14 protein-coding genes are annotated in these 16,988 nt (G+C 72.4%); 8 read left to right on the top strand and 6 right to left on the bottom strand.

The window, feature by feature from the left end:
• The first annotated feature begins 114 nt into the window (after positions 1–114).
• On the top strand, positions 115–1,374 hold the full coding sequence (locus tag ACPPVO_RS56820; RefSeq protein WP_426508048.1) for an ABC transporter substrate-binding protein: 1,260 nt from the start codon (positions 115–117) through the stop codon (positions 1,372–1,374).
• Positions 1,375–1,377: 3 nt separating this feature from the next.
• Here ACPPVO_RS56820 and ACPPVO_RS56815 read toward each other — a convergent pair whose 3' ends face one another.
• Positions 1,378–2,619 (bottom strand): hypothetical protein, encoded by a 1,242-nt coding sequence (locus ACPPVO_RS56815; RefSeq protein ID WP_426508046.1) that lies wholly within the window; start codon positions 2,617–2,619, stop codon positions 1,378–1,380.
• 78 nt (positions 2,620–2,697) lie between these two features.
• On the opposite strand from ACPPVO_RS56815, the gene ACPPVO_RS56810 reads away from it, so the two are divergent.
• The 5 genes from ACPPVO_RS56810 (at position 2,698) to ACPPVO_RS56790 (ending at position 8,879) form a co-directional block, all read left to right on the top strand.
• Positions 2,698–4,353, top strand: coding sequence for an FAD-dependent oxidoreductase (locus tag ACPPVO_RS56810; RefSeq protein WP_426508045.1), 1,656 nt, complete (start codon positions 2,698–2,700; stop codon positions 4,351–4,353).
• Positions 4,350–5,903, top strand: coding sequence for a glutamine-hydrolyzing GMP synthase (gene guaA / locus ACPPVO_RS56805; RefSeq protein ID WP_426508043.1), 1,554 nt, complete (start codon positions 4,350–4,352; stop codon positions 5,901–5,903). The genes ACPPVO_RS56810 and guaA overlap by 4 nt, the downstream gene beginning before the upstream one ends.
• Positions 5,904–5,964: 61 nt before the next feature.
• A complete protein-coding gene (locus tag ACPPVO_RS56800) occupies positions 5,965–6,900 on the top strand; it encodes an NUDIX domain-containing protein (RefSeq protein ID WP_426508042.1) in 936 nt (311 codons plus the stop codon).
• A gap of 5 nt (positions 6,901–6,905) precedes the next feature.
• Entirely contained in the window at positions 6,906–7,619 is a 714-nt protein-coding gene (locus ACPPVO_RS56795; RefSeq protein ID WP_426508041.1) for an NUDIX hydrolase, read from the top strand.
• A 291-nt stretch (positions 7,620–7,910) separates the two neighbouring features.
• The gene (locus ACPPVO_RS56790) at positions 7,911–8,879 is read left to right on the top strand and encodes a CDP-alcohol phosphatidyltransferase family protein (RefSeq protein ID WP_426514893.1); all 969 of its coding nucleotides are present in this window, start codon (positions 7,911–7,913) and stop codon (positions 8,877–8,879) included.
• Between the two features lie 261 nt (positions 8,880–9,140).
• Here the strand turns inward: ACPPVO_RS56790 and ACPPVO_RS56785 are convergent, their stop codons facing one another.
• The 3 genes from ACPPVO_RS56785 to ACPPVO_RS56775 form a co-directional block, all read right to left on the bottom strand.
• Complete coding sequence (locus ACPPVO_RS56785) at positions 9,141–10,394, bottom strand: phosphatidylserine decarboxylase (RefSeq protein ID WP_426508040.1); 1,254 nt, start codon at positions 10,392–10,394, stop codon at positions 9,141–9,143.
• Positions 10,395–10,550: 156 nt separating this feature from the next.
• Positions 10,551–10,799, bottom strand: coding sequence for a hypothetical protein (locus ACPPVO_RS56780; protein WP_426508038.1), 249 nt, complete (start codon positions 10,797–10,799; stop codon positions 10,551–10,553).
• Positions 10,796–12,787: a PspC domain-containing protein gene (locus ACPPVO_RS56775; protein WP_426508037.1), complete on the bottom strand. Its 1,992-nt coding sequence runs from the start codon at positions 12,785–12,787 to the stop codon at positions 10,796–10,798. The genes ACPPVO_RS56780 and ACPPVO_RS56775 overlap by 4 nt, the downstream gene beginning before the upstream one ends.
• Before the next feature lie 157 nt (positions 12,788–12,944).
• Here ACPPVO_RS56775 and ACPPVO_RS56770 point away from each other — a divergent pair, with 157 nt between their 5' ends.
• Positions 12,945–14,213 (top strand): PspC domain-containing protein, encoded by a 1,269-nt coding sequence (locus tag ACPPVO_RS56770; protein WP_426508036.1) that lies wholly within the window; start codon positions 12,945–12,947, stop codon positions 14,211–14,213.
• Positions 14,210–14,866, top strand: coding sequence for a response regulator transcription factor (locus tag ACPPVO_RS56765; RefSeq protein WP_360374527.1), 657 nt, complete (start codon positions 14,210–14,212; stop codon positions 14,864–14,866). Before ACPPVO_RS56770 ends, ACPPVO_RS56765 begins: the two co-directional genes overlap by 4 nt.
• A 928-nt stretch (positions 14,867–15,794) precedes the next feature.
• On the opposite strand, the gene ACPPVO_RS56760 is transcribed toward ACPPVO_RS56765, so the two are convergent.
• The gene (locus ACPPVO_RS56760) at positions 15,795–16,523 is read right to left on the bottom strand and encodes a PIG-L deacetylase family protein (RefSeq protein ID WP_426508034.1); all 729 of its coding nucleotides are present in this window, start codon (positions 16,521–16,523) and stop codon (positions 15,795–15,797) included.
• A gap of 17 nt (positions 16,524–16,540) precedes the next feature.
• Positions 16,541–16,819 carry a chorismate mutase gene (locus ACPPVO_RS56755; protein ID WP_426514892.1) on the bottom strand — a complete coding sequence of 93 codons (279 nt, stop codon included), beginning with the start codon at positions 16,817–16,819 and terminating at the stop codon, positions 16,541–16,543.
• Between the last annotated feature and the right edge of the window lie 169 nt (positions 16,820–16,988).

Genomic DNA, 16,988 nt, shown 5'->3' with positions numbered 1-16,988 from the left:
TCATAGTGGCGCAGGTCACAATACTCGAAGCCGGACAGCGGGCTTGCTACGCATTGATCAGACGGGAAGGATACGGCCGTCCGACCTGGCACGCTTCACAAGGAGTCATCCGCCGTGCTCACCCGGGGCCATCGGCCCGCAGTGACCGCCCTGGTGCTGGCGACGGCGTTACTCATGTCGGCCTGCACCGGGTCCGCCAAGCCGGTCGCCACGACGCCCGCCAATGTCGCCATCGGGCTGCTGGTCCCCACGAGCGGGCCCAACGCGCAGCTCGGCCAGCAGGCCACCCTCGGCGCGCGGCTCGCCATCGAGGTGGTCAACCGCGACGTGCCGAACAAGCCGCTGCCCCTGCCCCTCGGCCCCGGCGTCGGCCTGCACGGGGGCACCAAGATCACGCTGCTGACCGGCGACACCGCCAGCGCTCCGGAGAAGATCGAGAAGGAGGCCGGCAAGCTCGTCGACGACGGCGCGGTCGGCCTGGTCCTGGCCGACACGATCGACATCGCCCAGTCGACCAGCCGCTCGGCCGACTATCTCGGCGTCTCCCTGGTCGACGCGCTGAGCACCTCGGACAGCTTCGCCGAGAACAACCGCAACGGGCACTTCCGCATCCAGCCGACCGACCGGAGCTCGGTCAACACCGCGCTCGACCTGCTGTATCGGTACAAGAGCACGAACGGCCAGATCAAGCGGGTCGTGACGGCCGCGGGGGCGCCGAGCGGCGAGCTGATCGGCAAGGAGGTCGCCAACCTCAAGAGCTCGATCGAGGACCTCAGCCAGGCCGCCGGGTACGACGTCGCGGGCAAGGACCACATCCTGCCGCTGGCCGGCAGCGAGGCGGGCCAGCCCAACGGGCAGGTGCAGAAGGGCGATGCGGTACTCGCCATCGTCACCACCCCCGCCGAGGCGACCGTCGCCAACGACCTGGCCGGCCGGCTCAAGGGCACCGCCCCGGTGATCGCGATCGGCCCGGGCGTCGCGGCGCTGGACGGCGTGAAGAACCCGGTGGCGATGCGCACCGCGGGCTGGTCGAACGAGTTCGCCGCCCGCAACCCGACGGCCCAGGTGGTCGGCGCGATGTTCGAGCAGGCGTACCACACCAAGCTCACCGAGGTCGCCGCCGACGCCTTCATGGCGACGCTGACCCTGGTCATGGCCATGGACCAGGCGTCGGACTACTCGAAGCAGTCGGTCCGCAACGCGGTCCAGCAGCTCACCCTGCCGGCGACGCAGACGATCATGCCGTGGAACGGGGTGCGCTTCGACGGCACGGGCGTGAACCAGCTCGCGGCCGCGGTCGTGGAGCAGCGCACGCAGAACGGCTACATGGTCATCCACCCGGCCGAGCTGTCGATCACCCAGGCGAGCCTGTAGTCCTCACCCCAGGTGGGTGCGCAGGGCGCCCGGATCGCTGCGCACCAGTTCGTTGAGGTCCAGCACCGACGCCGAGTCGGGGGAGAGCAGCCGCCGGGGCAGCAGGGGGTGCTCGCGCCGCCAGCCCTTGCGCAGCAGCGCGTACTCGACCACCACCGCCAGCAGCGCCGCGCCCATCCACGGCGGCGGCGCCTCGGCCTCGGCCTCGGCCGGCGGGAGTCCGTGCCGGGCCCGCTCGACGTCGACCGGGCGGCGCAGCAGCGTCCCGGCCAGCTCGTCGCGCCCGTCCGGCGCGCGGCCCAGGACCTCGTTGACGGCCTCGACGTACTGCCGCGCCCGCCGCTCCACGTCCGGCAGGTAGGACTCGACGGGCAGGTCGGCCAGGCGGACCCAGGGCTCGTCGGAGGCCGGCAGCACCTGGGCGGCCAGCGAGCGTAGGGCCGGTACGTCGAGCTCGTCGACGTGGGCCGCGTCCGGGTCCAGGGTCACCAGCGGGCCGTCGGCGGCCGCGCGCAGCTCCTCGGCCAGGCCGGGGTGGCGCGCGGCCAGGTCGCCGCGGTCGAGGTCGGCGCTGGGGGCGCCCCAGCGGGACAGGCGCAGCCGCCAGCCCGCGTGCAGGTCCTCGGCCCGGATCGCGCCCGTCGTGGGCAGGGAGCCGGTGCTGAAGGCCGACATCGTGCCGGAGGCCAGCGGGGAGGCGGCGAAGGCCGAGAACGCCGCGGCGATCGCGGCCGCCTTGAGCAGCGCGCGGGCCGCGTCCTCGACGGCCGAGAGGCCGCCGCCGGCGGCGGTGATCGCGGCGGCGTCGCGGACCTGCTCGGCCTCGGCCAGCAGCGGCTCGGTGGCGGCCAGCAGGCGCGCGTGGCGGATCGCGGCCTTCTCCGAGGCCGGGGCGCGGCGGCGGGCGTCGAGCAGGTTCCGTACGAGATCGGGGTGGCGGGAGGCGGGCAGGGCGAGCTCGTGGGTGAGCAGCACGCGCATCTGGTCGGCGGAGAGGCCCCAGGCCAGGGGCAGGCCGATGACGAGCGCGCCGCCGTCGAACCGCACGGCCGCGGCGCCGCCCAGGTGCACCGAGTGCGGAGCCGCCACATCGGCGAACTTCAGGGCGTCCAGGACCACGGCGTGCAGCGCCGCGTGGTGGTTCGCATCGACGGCCGGCAGCGCGGGCGGCGGCGGCGCGTCGGCCGGTCCCCCCAGCAGCCGGCGACCACGCCAGACGGGCAGCCCGCCGGGAAGTCTCGCCATAGTTGACCAGTCTGCCGCAAACGGCATACGAAACCGAAGGGGCTACCGCCTAAGTTACTCGTGAGTCACTATGGGGCCATGCGCTACGACGTCGTGGTGATCGGGTCCGGTTTCGGCGGCAGCGTGACCGCGTTGCGCCTGGCGGAGAAGGGGTACTCGGTCGCCGTCCTCGAGGCCGGGCGCCGCTTCGCGGACGAGGATTTCCCCAAGACCTCCTGGGACGCACGCCGATTTCTGTGGGCCCCGGCGCTGCGCTGCTTCGGCATCCAGCGGATCACCATGCTCCGCAACGTGCTCGTGCTGGCCGGCGCCGGGGTCGGGGGCGGCTCGCTGGTGTACGCCAACACGCTGTACCGCCCCCTGCCGCCGTTCTACGAGGACCCGCAGTGGCGGGGCATCACCGACTGGCGGGCCGAGCTCGAGCCCTTCTACGACCAGGCCGAGCGGATGCTCGGGGTCGCGACCTACGCCCGCACCACCGCCGCCGACCGGGCGTTCCGGCGGGTCGCGGAGCGCATGGGCGTCGGGGACTCCTTCCACGCCACACCGGTCGGGGTGTACTTCGGCCGCTCGGGCGTGGACCCCTACTTCGGCGGGGCCGGGCCGGAGCGCCGGACCTGCGAGCACTGCGGGGCCTGCATGACCGGGTGCCGTGTCGGGGCCAAGAACACGCTGGTGAAGAACTACCTCTTCCTGGCCGAAAAGCTGGGGGCGCAGGTGTACCCGCTGACGACCGTCACCGCCGTGCGCCCCGCGGAGGACGGCTACGTGGTCGAGACCCGCGGCACCGACCGGCGGCGGCGCCGGACGACCTTCGAGGCCGGCCAGGTCGTCTTCGCCGCCGGCGCGATCGGCACCCAGCGCCTGCTGCACCGGATGCGGGCCGACGGCATCCTGCCCCGGATCTCGCCGCGGCTGGGCACGCTCACCCGCACCAACTCCGAGTCCATCGTCGGCGCGCGCTCGCTGCGCAAGGGCGCCGACTTCACCGACGGCGTGGCGATCACCAGCTCGTTCCACCCCGACGCCAGCACGCACATCGAGCCGGTCCGCTACGGCCCCGGCTCCAACGCGATGGGCCTGCTGCAGACCGTGCTCACCGACGGCGGCCCCTGGCGGCCGCTGCGCTGGTTCGGGGCGTTCTTCCGGCACCCGATCCGGCACCTGCGGGTCCTTTCGGTGTACCGCTGGTCCCACAAGACCGTGATCGCGCTGGTCATGCAGTCGCTCGACAACTCGCTGAACGTGCACTACAAGCGCTCGTGGACGGGCCGGCGGCGGCTCACCACGACGCAGGGGCACGGCGAGCCGAACCCGGCCTGGATCCCGGCGGGCAACGAGGCCGTACGCCTGCTGGCCGAGGAGATCGGCGGGCTGCCCGGCGGCGGCTGGTCGGAGGTGTTCAACATCCCGCTGACCGCGCACATCCTCGGCGGCGCCGCGATCGGGGACTCGGCCGAGAGCGGGGTCGTGGACGCGTACCACCGCGTCTTCGGCCATTCCGGGCTGCACGTCGTCGACGGCGCCGCGGTCTCGGCCAACCTGGGGGTGAACCCGTCGCTGACGATCGCGGCCCAGGCCGAGCGGGCGGCGTCGATGTGGCCGAACAAGGGCGAGCCGGATCGGCGGCCGGAGCTGGGCGCTCCCTATGTTCCCGTGCCGCCGGTGTCCCCGACCCGTCCGGCCGTCCCCGCGGAGGCTCCGGCGGCGCTCCGACTAGGCTTTTCGGCATGACCACGCCACCGCCAGTGCTCGTCGTCGACTTCGGTGCCCAGTACGCCCAGCTGATCGCCCGCCGGGTGCGCGAGGCCCACGTCTACTCGGAGATCGTGCCGAGCTCGATGCCGGTCGCCGAGATGCTGGCCAAGCGGCCCGCCGCGATCATCCTCTCCGGCGGCCCGTCCTCGGTCTACGAGGAGGGCGCGCCGCAGGTCGACGCCGGGCTGTTCGAGGGCGGCGTGCCGGTCTTCGGCATCTGCTACGGCTTCCAGGCGATGGCCGTGGCGCTGCGCGGCGAGGCCGCCCACACCGGGAACCGCGAGTTCGGCGGCACGCCGCTGACGATCGCGTCCGGCGGCGGCGTGCTCCTGCGCGACCTGCCGGGCGAGCAGTCGGTGTGGATGAGCCACGGCGACTGCGTGACCGCGGCCCCGGCCGGGTTCACCGTCACCGCCGGCTCCCCGGGCGCGCCGGTGGCCGCGTTCGAGGACACCGCGCGCCGGCTGGCCGGCGTGCAGTTCCACCCCGAGGTGGCGCACACCCCGCACGGCCAGGAGGTGCTGCGCCGCTTCCTCTACGACATCGCCGGCATCGAGCCGACCTGGACCTCGAACAACATCATCGAGGAGCAGGTCGAGGCGATCCGGGCCCGGGTCGGCGCCAAGCGGGTCATCTGCGGCCTGTCGGGCGGCGTGGACTCCGCGGTCGCCGCGGCGCTTGTCCACCGGGCCGTCGGCGACCAGCTCACCTGCGTCTTCGTCGACCACGGCCTGCTGCGCGCGGGCGAGGCCGAGCAGGTCGAGAAGGACTACGTCGCCGCGACCGGGATCAACCTCAAGGTCGTCGACGCGTCCGCGACGTTCCTCGGGGCGCTGGCGGGGGTGATCGACCCCGAGCAGAAGCGCAAGATCGTCGGGCGCGAGTTCATCCGCACGTTCGAGGCCGCGGCCCGCGAGCTCGACGCCGAGGAGCACGTCGAGTTCCTCGTGCAGGGCACGCTGTACCCCGACGTGGTCGAGTCCGGCGGCGGCACCGGCACCGCCAACATCAAGTCCCACCACAACGTGGGCGGGCTCCCCGACGACCTCAGGTTCGCTCTGGTCGAGCCGCTGCGGACGCTGTTCAAGGACGAGGTACGCCAGATCGGGGCCGCGCTCGGGCTGCCCGAGGAGATCGTCATGCGCCACCCGTTCCCGGGGCCGGGCCTGTCGATCCGGATCATCGGCGCGGTCGACGAGGAGCGGCTGGCGATCCTGCGGGCCGCCGACCTCATCGCCCGCGAGGAGCTCACCGCGGCCGGACTGGACCGCAGCGTGTGGCAGTTCCCGGTGGTGCTGCTCGCCGACGTGCGCAGCGTCGGGGTGCAGGGCGACGGGCGGACGTACGGTCACCCGATCGTGCTGCGCCCGGTCTCCAGCGACGACGCCATGACCGCCGACTGGTCGCGGCTGCCGCACGAGCTGATCGCCAAGATTTCCACCCGGATAACGAACGAGGTCCGGGAGGTCAACCGCGTGGTCGTCGACGTTACGTCGAAGCCGCCGGGCACCATTGAATGGGAGTGAATCCCCCTTCAGGGTGCTGGGGCCCTTGCGACCTGCGGCAAAAGCCGGACAATTTATCTCCGTGACTCCAGCGTTACAGCCGCTGCGGCGCATCGCGGCCTACTGCCTCTGCGCCGACGGCGACACGGTCCTGCTCGTGCGGGCGTCGGCCAAGTCCGGGACGCCCGGCGCATGGTCGCTGCCCGGCGGCGCCGTCGACCACGGTGAGAACCCGGTCGACACCGTCGTGCGGGAGACCGCGGCCGAGACCGGCCTGTCCGTCGCCGTGGTGAAGCTGCGCGACGTGCTGGCCGACATGCGGGCGCTGCCGGCGCGGGGGCTCACGATCCACACCGACCGGCTGATCTACGAGGTCACGATGCGCGGCGGCGCGCTGCGCGACCGGGTCGGCCAGCCCACCGACCTCGCCCGCTGGGTGACGCTGGAGGAGGCGCAGGCCCTGCCGCTGCGGCGGTTCACCGCCGACGCGCTCGGCCTGCCCGACGCCACCGCCGACATCCGGCCCGACGGCACGCCCGAGGTGCCGTCCTTCTACGCGGTGCCCGGCCCCGACGGGCTGCACCGCGCCCAGCGCTTCGCCGCCTACGCGGTCTGCACCGACCGGCGCAGCCGCGTCCTGCTCACCCGCATCGCCGACGGCTACCCCGGCGGCGGCTGCTGGCACCTGCCCGGCGGCGGCACCGACTTCGGCGAGCAGCCCGGCGTCGCGCTCATCCGCGAACTGGTCGAGGAGACCGGCCAGGAGGGCGAGATCGTCGAGCTGCTCGGCGTGGCCAGCCACCGCGACGCGGCCCAGCTCGGGCCCGAGGGTTACCCGATCGACTGGCACGGCGTCCGCGCGTTCTACCGCGTCCAGGTCGCCCGCTCGAGCCGCCCGGTCATCCACGACGTCGGCGGCTCGACCGCCGAGGCGCGCTGGTTCGACCCGGACGACCTCGACGAGCTGCCATTGACGGAGGTGACGGAGGAGGCCCTTCGCGGGGTCGGCCTACGCTGATCACCATGACGCAGACACGGGTGATCACGGTCTACGGCCGGCTGCCGGGCGCGGCCGAGGAGTTCGGTGGTCCGATCCGGCACGGGGAGAACCCGGCGTCCGCGGTGGTGCGGCTGTTCCGCGAGAGCGCCGGGCTGCCGGTGGCGGTTTCGCGGGTACGCGAAGTGCTCGCCCTGACCACCCCTGAGCTCCACGAGGATCGCGTCCTCTTCGACGTCGTCCCCGCGCGGTCCCCGGCCCGGCCGGACGCCGAGCCGGCCGCCGAGTCCGATCTGCCGAAGGGTCAGCGCTTCGCCGCGTACGGGTTCGTTACCGATCCGGCCGGGCGCGTCCTGCTCACCGAGATCGCCCGCGGGTTCCCCGGGGCCGGGCGCTGGCACCTGCCGGGCGGCGGGACCGACGTCGGCGAGCAGCCGGCCGAGGCGCTGCTGCGGGAGCTGTACGAGGAGACCGGCCAGCGCGGCGAGATCGTCGAGCTGCTCGGGGTGACCCACCGGCGCAGTTCCGGGCTCGTGGGCCCGGAGGGGTACCCGATGAACTGGCACGCGGTCCGGGCGCTCTACCGGGTGCTCGTGCCCGAGCCGTCGACACCGAGCGTGACGGAGGCGGCCGGCGGGTCGACCGCGGCGGCGGCCTGGTTCGAGCCGACCGACCTCGATGGCCTGCCCGTCACGGAAGTTGTCCAGTGGGCGGCATCACTGCCCGCAACGGGCGAGTGACCGGCTTCGTTACAATGGACTAGAGGTTAACGCAAAACTACAGGCAGTAGTTCCGCGACTCGCCTGAAACGGCGGTTTCCATCCTGAGGCATCGCCAATCGCGACCTGATATGAGACCGTGTAGATCGCGAGACCGTCTCGCGAAACGGACACCGGGGGTCAAAAGCCCCGGAAAAGCGACCGTGGGAACCTCGTTCCTACAGTGGAGGATCAGTGCCGAGCACACCTTGGCAGCGACGACGCACCACGGACAGTCCCCGCCCCGGTGGCGGTCGGCAATGGGCGGGACGGCTGCGGCGCAGCGGCTCCCTCGCCCGCCAGGTGCTCTTCGCCGGACGCGCCGGACGCCGCGGTGACGGCAATGTCGCCGGCGCGACCACCCTGCTCGTCCCCGCCGCGGAGACCGACGCCCGCACCGGCCGCGTCCGGCTGCCGCGCCTGCGGATGCGTCGCCGTGACGGACTGTCACGAGACCTGACGGCTCTCGCCCCGGTCAGCCCGGCGGTCGAGCTCGCGCCGCCGGTGCAGCTCCCGCCCCAGCTGGACGACGAGCCGCAGTCGCTCGCCATCCCGCTGCTGCCCGGCGAGCGCACCGTCGCCCGCCGCATCCGCTTCGCCCTGGTCAACGCCTGCACCCTGAGCAGCCTCATGCTCGGCCTGTCGGCGATCTTCATCGCGGTCAACCAGGGCGACGTGCGGGTCGCGGCCTCGCTGCTCATCGCCTGCGTCATCTTCGACGGCCTCGACGGCTTCCTGGCCCGCCGGCTCGGCGTGGCCAGCCCCTTCGGCGCGCAGATGGACTCGCTCGCCGACATGTGCTCGTTCGGCCTGGCCGCGCCCGTGGTCGTGTACGCCTGGCTGAACGGCTCCGCGCCCGGCTGGCTGCTCGTCCCGGCCTGCGCCCTGGTCGCGGCGGCCGCGGCGATCCGCCTCGCCCGCTTCAACGTCTCGCCGAAGGACGGCCGCTTCTTCTGCGGCGTGCCGACGACGATGTGCGCCGCGGTGCTCGCGCTGAGCACGCTGATCGCCCCGCAGATGCCGGCCGCCCTGCGCGTCAGCGGCGTGGTGCTGCTCGGCCTGGCGATGGTCTCGAGCTTCCCGTACGCGAAGCTGGCCCGTCTCGTGAAGCTCCCGCCGTGGCTGCTGGTCCTGCCGGTGGTCGGCGCCCTGGTGAACTACCGCATGACGTTCGTCGTGGTGGTCTTCGCCTACCTGGTCAGCGGCCCGCTGCTCTGGATCAAGCACCGCAAGACAGTCTGAGTTTCCGCGCTGCGCTCCCCCTCGGGGGAGCTCCGCTCCACCCAAACCCCCTCCCACACGTGGGTCACCGTCCGGGGGCCAAGGAGCCGGGTTCGTTCGGCTTCGGGCCTTCACGGACCGCACCAAACCTGACGAAGAAGCAGAACGGCCCCGCTCCCTCCTGGGAAGCGGGGCCGTTCTCGTTGGGTCCGATAAGTCGGGCGGTGCGCGCCGCGACTTATCGGATATTTCGGTTACGCGCCGTTTGGGCCGGTTCGGCGCTTACTTCCAGCTCGCGATGACCGTCTGGCCGCCGACGACGCGGTCGCCCGGGGCCACCTCGGGGTCGGCCTGGTCCGCGGGCAGGTAGACGTCGGTGCGGGAGCCGAACCGGATCAGGCCGAAGCGCTCGCCCTTGGCCAGCAGCGAGCCGATCGGGGCGCGCTGGACGATGCGCCGGGCGATCAGGCCGGTGCGCTGGACGACCGCGACCGGGCCGTGGGCCGTCTCCAGCAGCGTGTACGCCGCGACGTTGTGCTCCGCCTCCGGCTTCATCGCCGCCGCGTAGCCGCCGTCCTCGACGAAGTAGTCGACGACCTTGCCGGCCACCGGCGCGCGGTTCACGTGCACGTCGAGCACCGACAGGAACACCGCGATGCGCAGGAACTCCATGTCGCCGAAGCGCTTGTCGTGCATCCGCTCCACGCCGAGCACCTTGCCGTCGCTGGCCGCCACGACCGCCTTCGGGTCCTCGGGCACGTCGCGCTGCGGGTCGCGGAAGAACGCCGCCACCGGGGCCGCGGCCAGGGCCGGGACCAGCCACAGCTTCGACTTCGGCCGGGCCGCCTTGGCCAGCGCGGCCAGGCCGAGCGCGATGCCGGCCGCGGCCACGCCGTTGGAGTCGATGTTCATGCCCCGGGTCAGCGGCACGCTCGACGGGCGCAGCGCCGGCAGCAGGCTCGCGGCCACGCTGTGGTGGGCGGGGGTGTGCCGCAGGCGGTGGATGCGCACCGGCGGGACGTTGCGCAGGACCAGGTCGCTGCCGACGCCGTACAGCGCCGCCTGCCGCTCGACCTCGTCGGCCGCGCCGCTGGGCAGGCGGGTCGCGGGCACCACCACGGTGAGCACGCCGCCGTCGGTGACCAGCTTGGCCAGGCCGGCCAGCACCTCGCGGGCGTCCTCGGCGCTGCCGGTCAGCGCCTCGGCGTGGATCACCACGTCGGAGGGCTCGGCGGTGTCGATCGAGTCGATCACGCGGGTGCGCTCGGCGACCCAGCGGCCCTGGCGCTCCACGTGCTCACGCAGGGCGTCGGCCGCGCCGGGACCGGAGCCGACGAGGGTCAGCCGGTCGTCGGGCAGCAGCGCGTCGATCACCGCGGCCAGCGCCGCGGAGCCGGCGGCCGCGCCGATCACCAGGCCGGTCTTGGGACCGCCGTGGCGGGCGAGCTCGGAGGCGAGGACCCGGGCGGCCCGGTCACCGATCTGGATCGGGCGGCGGGAAGCGCCGGATGTGCCGCCAACGGGAAACTGGGTCATCTCGGAAGGGCTCCTCAAAGGCAGATGATGGTCTGGACCGGCCCAGCCGGAACAGACAGCCGGCCGACGGGGTCACGAACCCCGTCGGCCAGCATATTCCGTGCCGCGATGTACCGGTCCACGTCCTCGCTCGCGAACCCGGGCCCCCCGCCCGGTTCAGTCCGCGTCGAGGTCGTAGTCCAGCCCGTCGCCGTTCGCCCCGGCCTTGCTGCGCTCCGGTTTCTCCTTGTCGGAGCGCAGTGCCCCCAGCAGGCCGAGGCCCCCGAACAGGATCAGGCCCACGGCCACGATCCAGCCGGCGTTCAAATTCACCGAGACGGCCTGGTTGAACAGCCAGACCACCACGATGCCCAGGAAGATCAGGCCGAACGTCAGCGAGACGCCGTCCAGACGGTGTGGCTTCATCGTTCCACCCTCACATCGCCCCACTGCATGTCCAGGTTGAGCTCCAGCTTGCCGCCGCCCGGCCCGTCGGCCCCGTAGTCGGTGACCGTCGTGCTCGTGCGGAAGCCGCCGCAGCCGTTGTTGTCGAAGATGTGGCAGTCGCCGCCCTGGATGTGCACGTTGACGGTGACGTCCACGTTCGGCGGGACCTGGATGTCGAGGTTCCCGGCCCCGACGTGGAACTCGACGACCGTCGGCGACACCTCCTGGGCCACGAAGTTGAGCTGGGTGAGATCGGCGTCGATGTCGCCGATGTCGGTGCTGTACCGATCGTGCAGCTCGTCGAACGAGCCCGGCTGGATGCTGATGTTCTCGCTGCTGTGCGGCATCGTGGTCTGCGCCGCGGCGGTCGCGATCGCCAGAGCGATGCTCAGCACGGCGCCGAGCAGGATCAGGACCCGCGCCCGGCCGAGCCAGGCGCCAGTGATCAGACCAAGGGCGGTGATTGCCAGCGGTACCGCGAAAAATGTGCTCGCCTTGAAATCCGCCACGGTGACCTCGAGCGCCGCGAGGACGCCCAGGGCGAGCAGGATCAGCGAGAACGTGATCCGGCCCAGGCGCGACTTCTCCTTGGGCTTCTTCGGCGGCGGCATAGGGGCCAGGCCCGGGTACGGCGACACCGGCGCGCCGGGCGGCGGGTAGCCGAGGCTGGCCGCGTACGGGCTGCTGGCCGCGTAGGGCCCGTGCGGCGCGAACGGCGGCCGGTAGCCACCCGGCAGCGGGGCCAGGGGCGGCAAGGGCGGCAGCGGCGGCAGCATCGGGGGCCGCGGGCTGGTCATCGCCGGCTTGCCCTCCGCGTACGCCGTGGGCTGCGGCGCCGGGGGAGCGGTGGCCGGCTGGGCGCCGGTCGCGGACTCCTCGGCCGTGCTCACGCCGCCCTGGGAGCCGGCCGGGGGCGCGCTCGCCACGGGTGCGCCCGGGGTGACCGGGGCCTGCGGCGGGGTCGGGGCGGAGCCGAACGAGGGCGCCCCGAACGCCATGGGACCGTACGACGGGTTCGGCGCGCCGGCGGTGGGCTGGTACGACGGGCCGCCGAACTGGGGGCCGCCGAAGGACGAGCCGGTCGCCGCGAACGGGCCGGGCGCCGGGTTCGGCACGGCCGGTGGCACGTACGGCCCGGGGGGCGGCCCCTGCTGCTGGTTGCCCTGCCCGCGCACGACCAGGGCGATCACGCCGACGACCACGGCCAGCCCGACCAGCGCGGCGCCGAAGTTCTGGGACATGACCAGCAGGAACGCGAGCACCGCGCAGACGCCGATGACGATCGCCAGCGGCGCGGAGGTGCCGGAGCGGCCGCGGCCGAGCAGCGCCTCCAGCGGGGAGCCGGTGTCACCCTCGGACGGCAGCAGGAGCCAGCCGAGCAGGTACGCGACGATGCTCACCCCGCCGGCCAGGGTCAGCACGGCGAAGATGACCCGCCACAGGGTGGGGTCGGTGTTGGTGGCGCGGCCGATGGCGGCGCAGACGCCGGCGACGTACCGCCCCTGCTGGGGGCGTACGAGCAGGTTCCGGTTGAACCCGGCCGAGCCGAAGCCGAACGGCGGTGCCCCGAACGGCGGCGGTGGCGGCATGCCTCCGGGCGGCGGCATGGCCCCGGGGGGCGGCATGCTCCCGGGCGGCGGCATCGCTCCCGGCATTGCCCCCGATGGCGGCGGGGGCGGCGGCGCGGCCGGCTGGTCCGTGTCCTCGGCGGGCCACTCGAACGGGGCCGCGGGGTCGGGCGAGGCGTACTCGGCCTCGAGGCGGGGAGCGTCGTCCTTGAGCGTTTTGTCGGTTTCGTCCGCGTCGAGGTCCTCGGTCACCTCGGCGGAGCTGGGGGTGGGGTCGCCGGCGCCGGATGCGGTGAGCGGCGCGGGGTCGTGGGCGGGCTTGCGTTCGTCCACTGGCTCCGCGGCCCGTTCCGCGGCGGCGTTGGCGGCCGGCTCGTCGGCGGCAGGCGGGTTCGTCATGCCTTCCATGCTCGCGGACGGGTGGGGTGGAACGCCTCAGGCATCGACCCTGACGCCACCCTGATTCTGCGGCTCCGGGGCGCTCGGAGTGGTTTCGCCTGGTGGTTCGTGTGACGATCTGAGGTACCGAATCCGCAGTCGAGCAGAGACGAGCCCGATGAGCAGCCCGTTCCCCGTCCGCCGCCTCTACCGCGAGCCCGCCGACCGGGTCGTGGGAGGCGTGGCCGCCGGCATCGCCGCGCACCTGGGTGCGTCGGTCGTGCTGGTGCGGGTGGCGTTCGTGGTGCTGGCCGCCTTCAACGGGCTCGGCGCGCTGCTCTACGCCGCGTTCTGGGCCGTCCTGCCGCTGCAGCCGCACGGGCGCGGCGGCGGGCGCAACGTCAACCAGCTGTTCTCGTTCCTCGCGCTCGGCGTCGGCATCGTGATCCTGCGCCTCATGGTGCAGCCCGACGGCAGCATCTCCTCCGTGATCGGCTGGCTCGCGGCGATCATCGCGCTGGGCGCCGGCATCATCTGGCACCAGGCCGACCCCAAGCGCCGTGAGCGCTGGTCGGCGACCGTGCCGGGGATGCCGTGGCTGGGCTCCGTGATGGACAACAACCGCAAGTCGTACCTCGTCCGCTTCGTCGGTGGCGGCCTGCTCGTCGTGGCCGGGATCATCGGCGTGTTCGTGGTGGGGGTACCGCTGCGGGGTGTGCCCTTCTCCTCCATCGGCTACGGGCTCGGCTTCGCGGCCGTGGCCCTGGCCGGCGTGGGGCTCGCGCTCGCGCCGCTGCTGTACCGCATGTTCACCCAGCTCAGCACCGAGCGCGAGGCCCGCGTGCGGGAGCAGGAGCGGGCCGAGCTGGCCGCGATGATCCACGACCAGGTGCTGCACACGCTCGCCCTGATCCAGCGCAACGCGGGCGACGTCAAGGAGGTACAACGGCTGGCGCGCGGGCAGGAGCGGACCCTGCGCAACTGGCTGTACAAGCCGACGGCCTCGCCCATGGAGAAGCTCAGCGCCGCGCTGGAGGAGGCCTCGGCCGAGGTCGAGGACACCTTCGCGGTCGCCGTGGAGACCGTAGTGGTCGGCGACGTGGACGTCGACGAGAAGGCGGGCGCGATCGTCGCGGCCGCGCGTGAGGCGCTGGTCAACGCCGCGAAGCACGCGAAGGTGCAGACGATCTCGCTGTACGCCGAGGTCGAGCCCGACTGCATCAGCGTCTTCGTACGTGACCGGGGCGCCGGCTTCGACCTGGCCGCGGTGGACGATGATCGCCACGGGGTCCGTGGCTCGATCATCCTGCGCATGCAGCGCCACGGCGGCAAGGCCGAGATCCGCAGCACGCCGGGAGAGGGCACCGAGGTGCGCCTCAGCATGCCGATCGACACCGAGGCCCGGCGCCGCAAGCACCCGGCCAACACCGAAAGCGGAGAGCGATGAGCACCGAAGAGACCCAGCGCCTGCGAGTGTTCCTGGTCGACGACCACGCGATGTTCCGCGCCGGCGTACGCGCCGAGCTAGGCCTGCACGTCGACGTGATCGGCGAGGCGAGCGCCGTGGCCGAGGCGGTCCAGAAGATCTCCGCCCTGGAACCCGACGTAGTCCTGCTCGACGTCCACATGCCCGACGGCGGCGGCCGAGCGGTCCTGGACGCGATGCGCCGCACCCACCCGCACGTGCGTTTCCTGGCCCTGTCGGTCTCGGACGCGGCCGAAGACGTGATCGGCTTGATCCGAGCGGGCGCCCGCGGCTACGTAACGAAGACCATCTCCCCGGACGAGCTCGCCGACGCGATCCGCCGAGTGGCCGACGGCGACGCGGTGTTCTCGCCGCGCCTCGCCGGCTTCGTGCTGGACGCGTTCGCCGCCCGCCCCGACGCGCCCGTGGCCGACCCGGAGCTGGACCAGCTGACGAACCGCGAGCGCGAGGTCCTGCGCCTGCTGGCGCGCGGGTACGCGTACAAGGAGATCGCCAAGGAGCTCTTCATCTCGATCAAGACGGTCGAGACGCACGTGTCAAACGTGCTGCGCAAACTGCAGATGTCGAACCGGTACGAATTGTCGCGCTGGGCCGCCGACCGCCGCTTGGTCTGATCGCCCGCCGCGGATACTGATTGATTGGTGCGCGTATTGGAGCACCGGCCGAACGGCGCGATAATGGTGCCGACGGGCAGCGGTGCGGACGCGCGACGCCATCCATTGTTCGGCCGCGGCGCGGGATCGCCGTAATTGTCGGCGATGACAGGCTCCACGGCCCGCCCATCCGGCGGGACAGGAGATCCGGTCTCCTCAACGGACGGAATCGACGCGCCCGCGCATTCGTTGTGTTCGACCGTCGGGTCCGGTTGGACTGTGCATTCGAGCTGCCTGACCGGCGGAATCGGCGCGACCGGGCATTCGTTTCGTCCGACCGGCTGGACCGGGCATTCGACCTGCTCAACTACCGGAGCCGACTTGCCTGGCGCAAGGGCAGCCGCAGCCCGCTGCTCGTAGCCCGCCTTCGCCTCCGCCGCCCGCCGCGCGAAGCTCGCCCACCCAGCCGCCTCGCTGCCATATTCCCGCCGAAGCTTCTCCGCATACCGCCGCTTCAGCCCCCAGTAGCGACGCTCCTTGCATTCCCGCCGAAACGCATCCTGAGAAGGCGACCAATTCCGCGCCCGAGTCCGATCCCGCATAGCAGCCACTTGCGACCGACTGAACAAAGATATCTGCCCGACCACAAAACAATTATCCCAACCCACCCAGAAACCCGCCGCCCCCCTTCAGATGGCGCACAAATCCGGGACCACCGAATGACGACCCGCACGAACCCGCCGGCAAACCACGGCCAAGAGGAATAACCGCACGCAACAACGAGCAGGGACCACGCTTACACGTTGCGGGAGCGCAAGCTCCCGCCACCATCGGCCGAGCGTCGTTTCGTCGGCCCCAAAGTCCAGGTAAGCCGACATAAACCCCGTCAGGCGAAAACTCCGACATGTCCGCGCGGCGCGGAGCACCCGACATGTCGGGAACAGACGACTCAACCGGTCGAGAAGACCGAATAGCCCTCAGCGAGCCGACCCTCAGGCAGCCCGCCCGCCCGCGCCACCATCGCGTGCCGCTCGCGCAGCATCTCCTCGAAGTCGTCCAGGTGCGAGGTCTGCGAGGCATGCGCGCGCAGGGCCGCGAGCTTGCGCGGGAACGTGTCGGTGACGTCGACGAAGTGGTCGGGCCCGGGCCCGCCGCTGTACCAGATCTCGCGCACGGTCCACGCCTCGAGGCCGATGTCCGTGAACGTGAATGGGTTGCGCGCGTCCGGGTACACCGCGCACGTCGTGGCCTCGCCCGCCGCCAGGTGGTCCGGGTGGCTCGGGCCGGCGAGGCGTTCCCAGCGCCGCAGTGGCGAGCTCGTGAGCACGCGGTCGGGCCGGAACCGGCGGATGGCCGCGGTGATGTCCCGGCGCAGCCCGATCGTCGGTTCGAGAATGCCGTCGCGGTACCCGTCGAGGAAATCCACCTGCTTGACGCCCACGGCCGCGGCGGCCGCGCGCTGCTCCGCCTCGCGCAGGACGGGCATCTCCTCGCGCGGCGTGTCGTCGAAGCCGCCCGCGTCGCCCCGCGTCACGAGCAGGTACGCGACCTCGATGCCGGCGTCGACCCAGGTGGCGATCGTGCCGGCCGAGCCGAAGTCGACGTCGTCGGGGTGCGCGAGAACGCACAGCACGCGCTCGACGTCCGTCAGGGGCGCGGCCGAGGGAGGAAAGGTCATGTTCCTAGTTGTACCGTCTACAGCGGTCCACGGCCCGCGCGCAGGATCAACAGCGCCAGCTGCGTGCCGTCGGCGCCGAGCTCCTGGGAGAAGCGCTCGAGGATCTCGCGCTCGCGGCTGAGGACGAGACGGGTGCCCCCGGCGGCGACGCGGGTCTTGCCGACCTCCTGCGAGATCGAGGCGCGTTCCTTCCACAGTGCCACGAGCGCGGAGTCGATCTCGTCGATGCGGTTGCGCAGGCCGGCGATGTGCTGGTCGGGGGTTGCCGGCTGGGCGTCGGCGGGCTGCTGCTCCATGGTGATGGCGGCCATTTCTCTTCGTTCCTCTGTGTCGGGTGGGCTCCCCGGGAACGCGAACGCCCCGGGCTTTTCGGAGCCCGGGGCGTCGGTAGGTTCTGCGATCAGGCGCGACCTACGGCTGCCGGACTCCGGTAGCCGTAAAAAAAGTAGTAGCGCACCCGCTCGA

The sequence above is a fragment of the Dactylosporangium sp. McL0621 genome, from assembly GCF_049995355.1.
Taxonomy (GTDB): Bacteria; Actinomycetota; Actinomycetes; order Mycobacteriales; family Micromonosporaceae; genus Dactylosporangium.
Note: the sequence above shows the minus strand (reverse complement) of the source record. Positions and strands in the feature narration are given on the sequence as shown.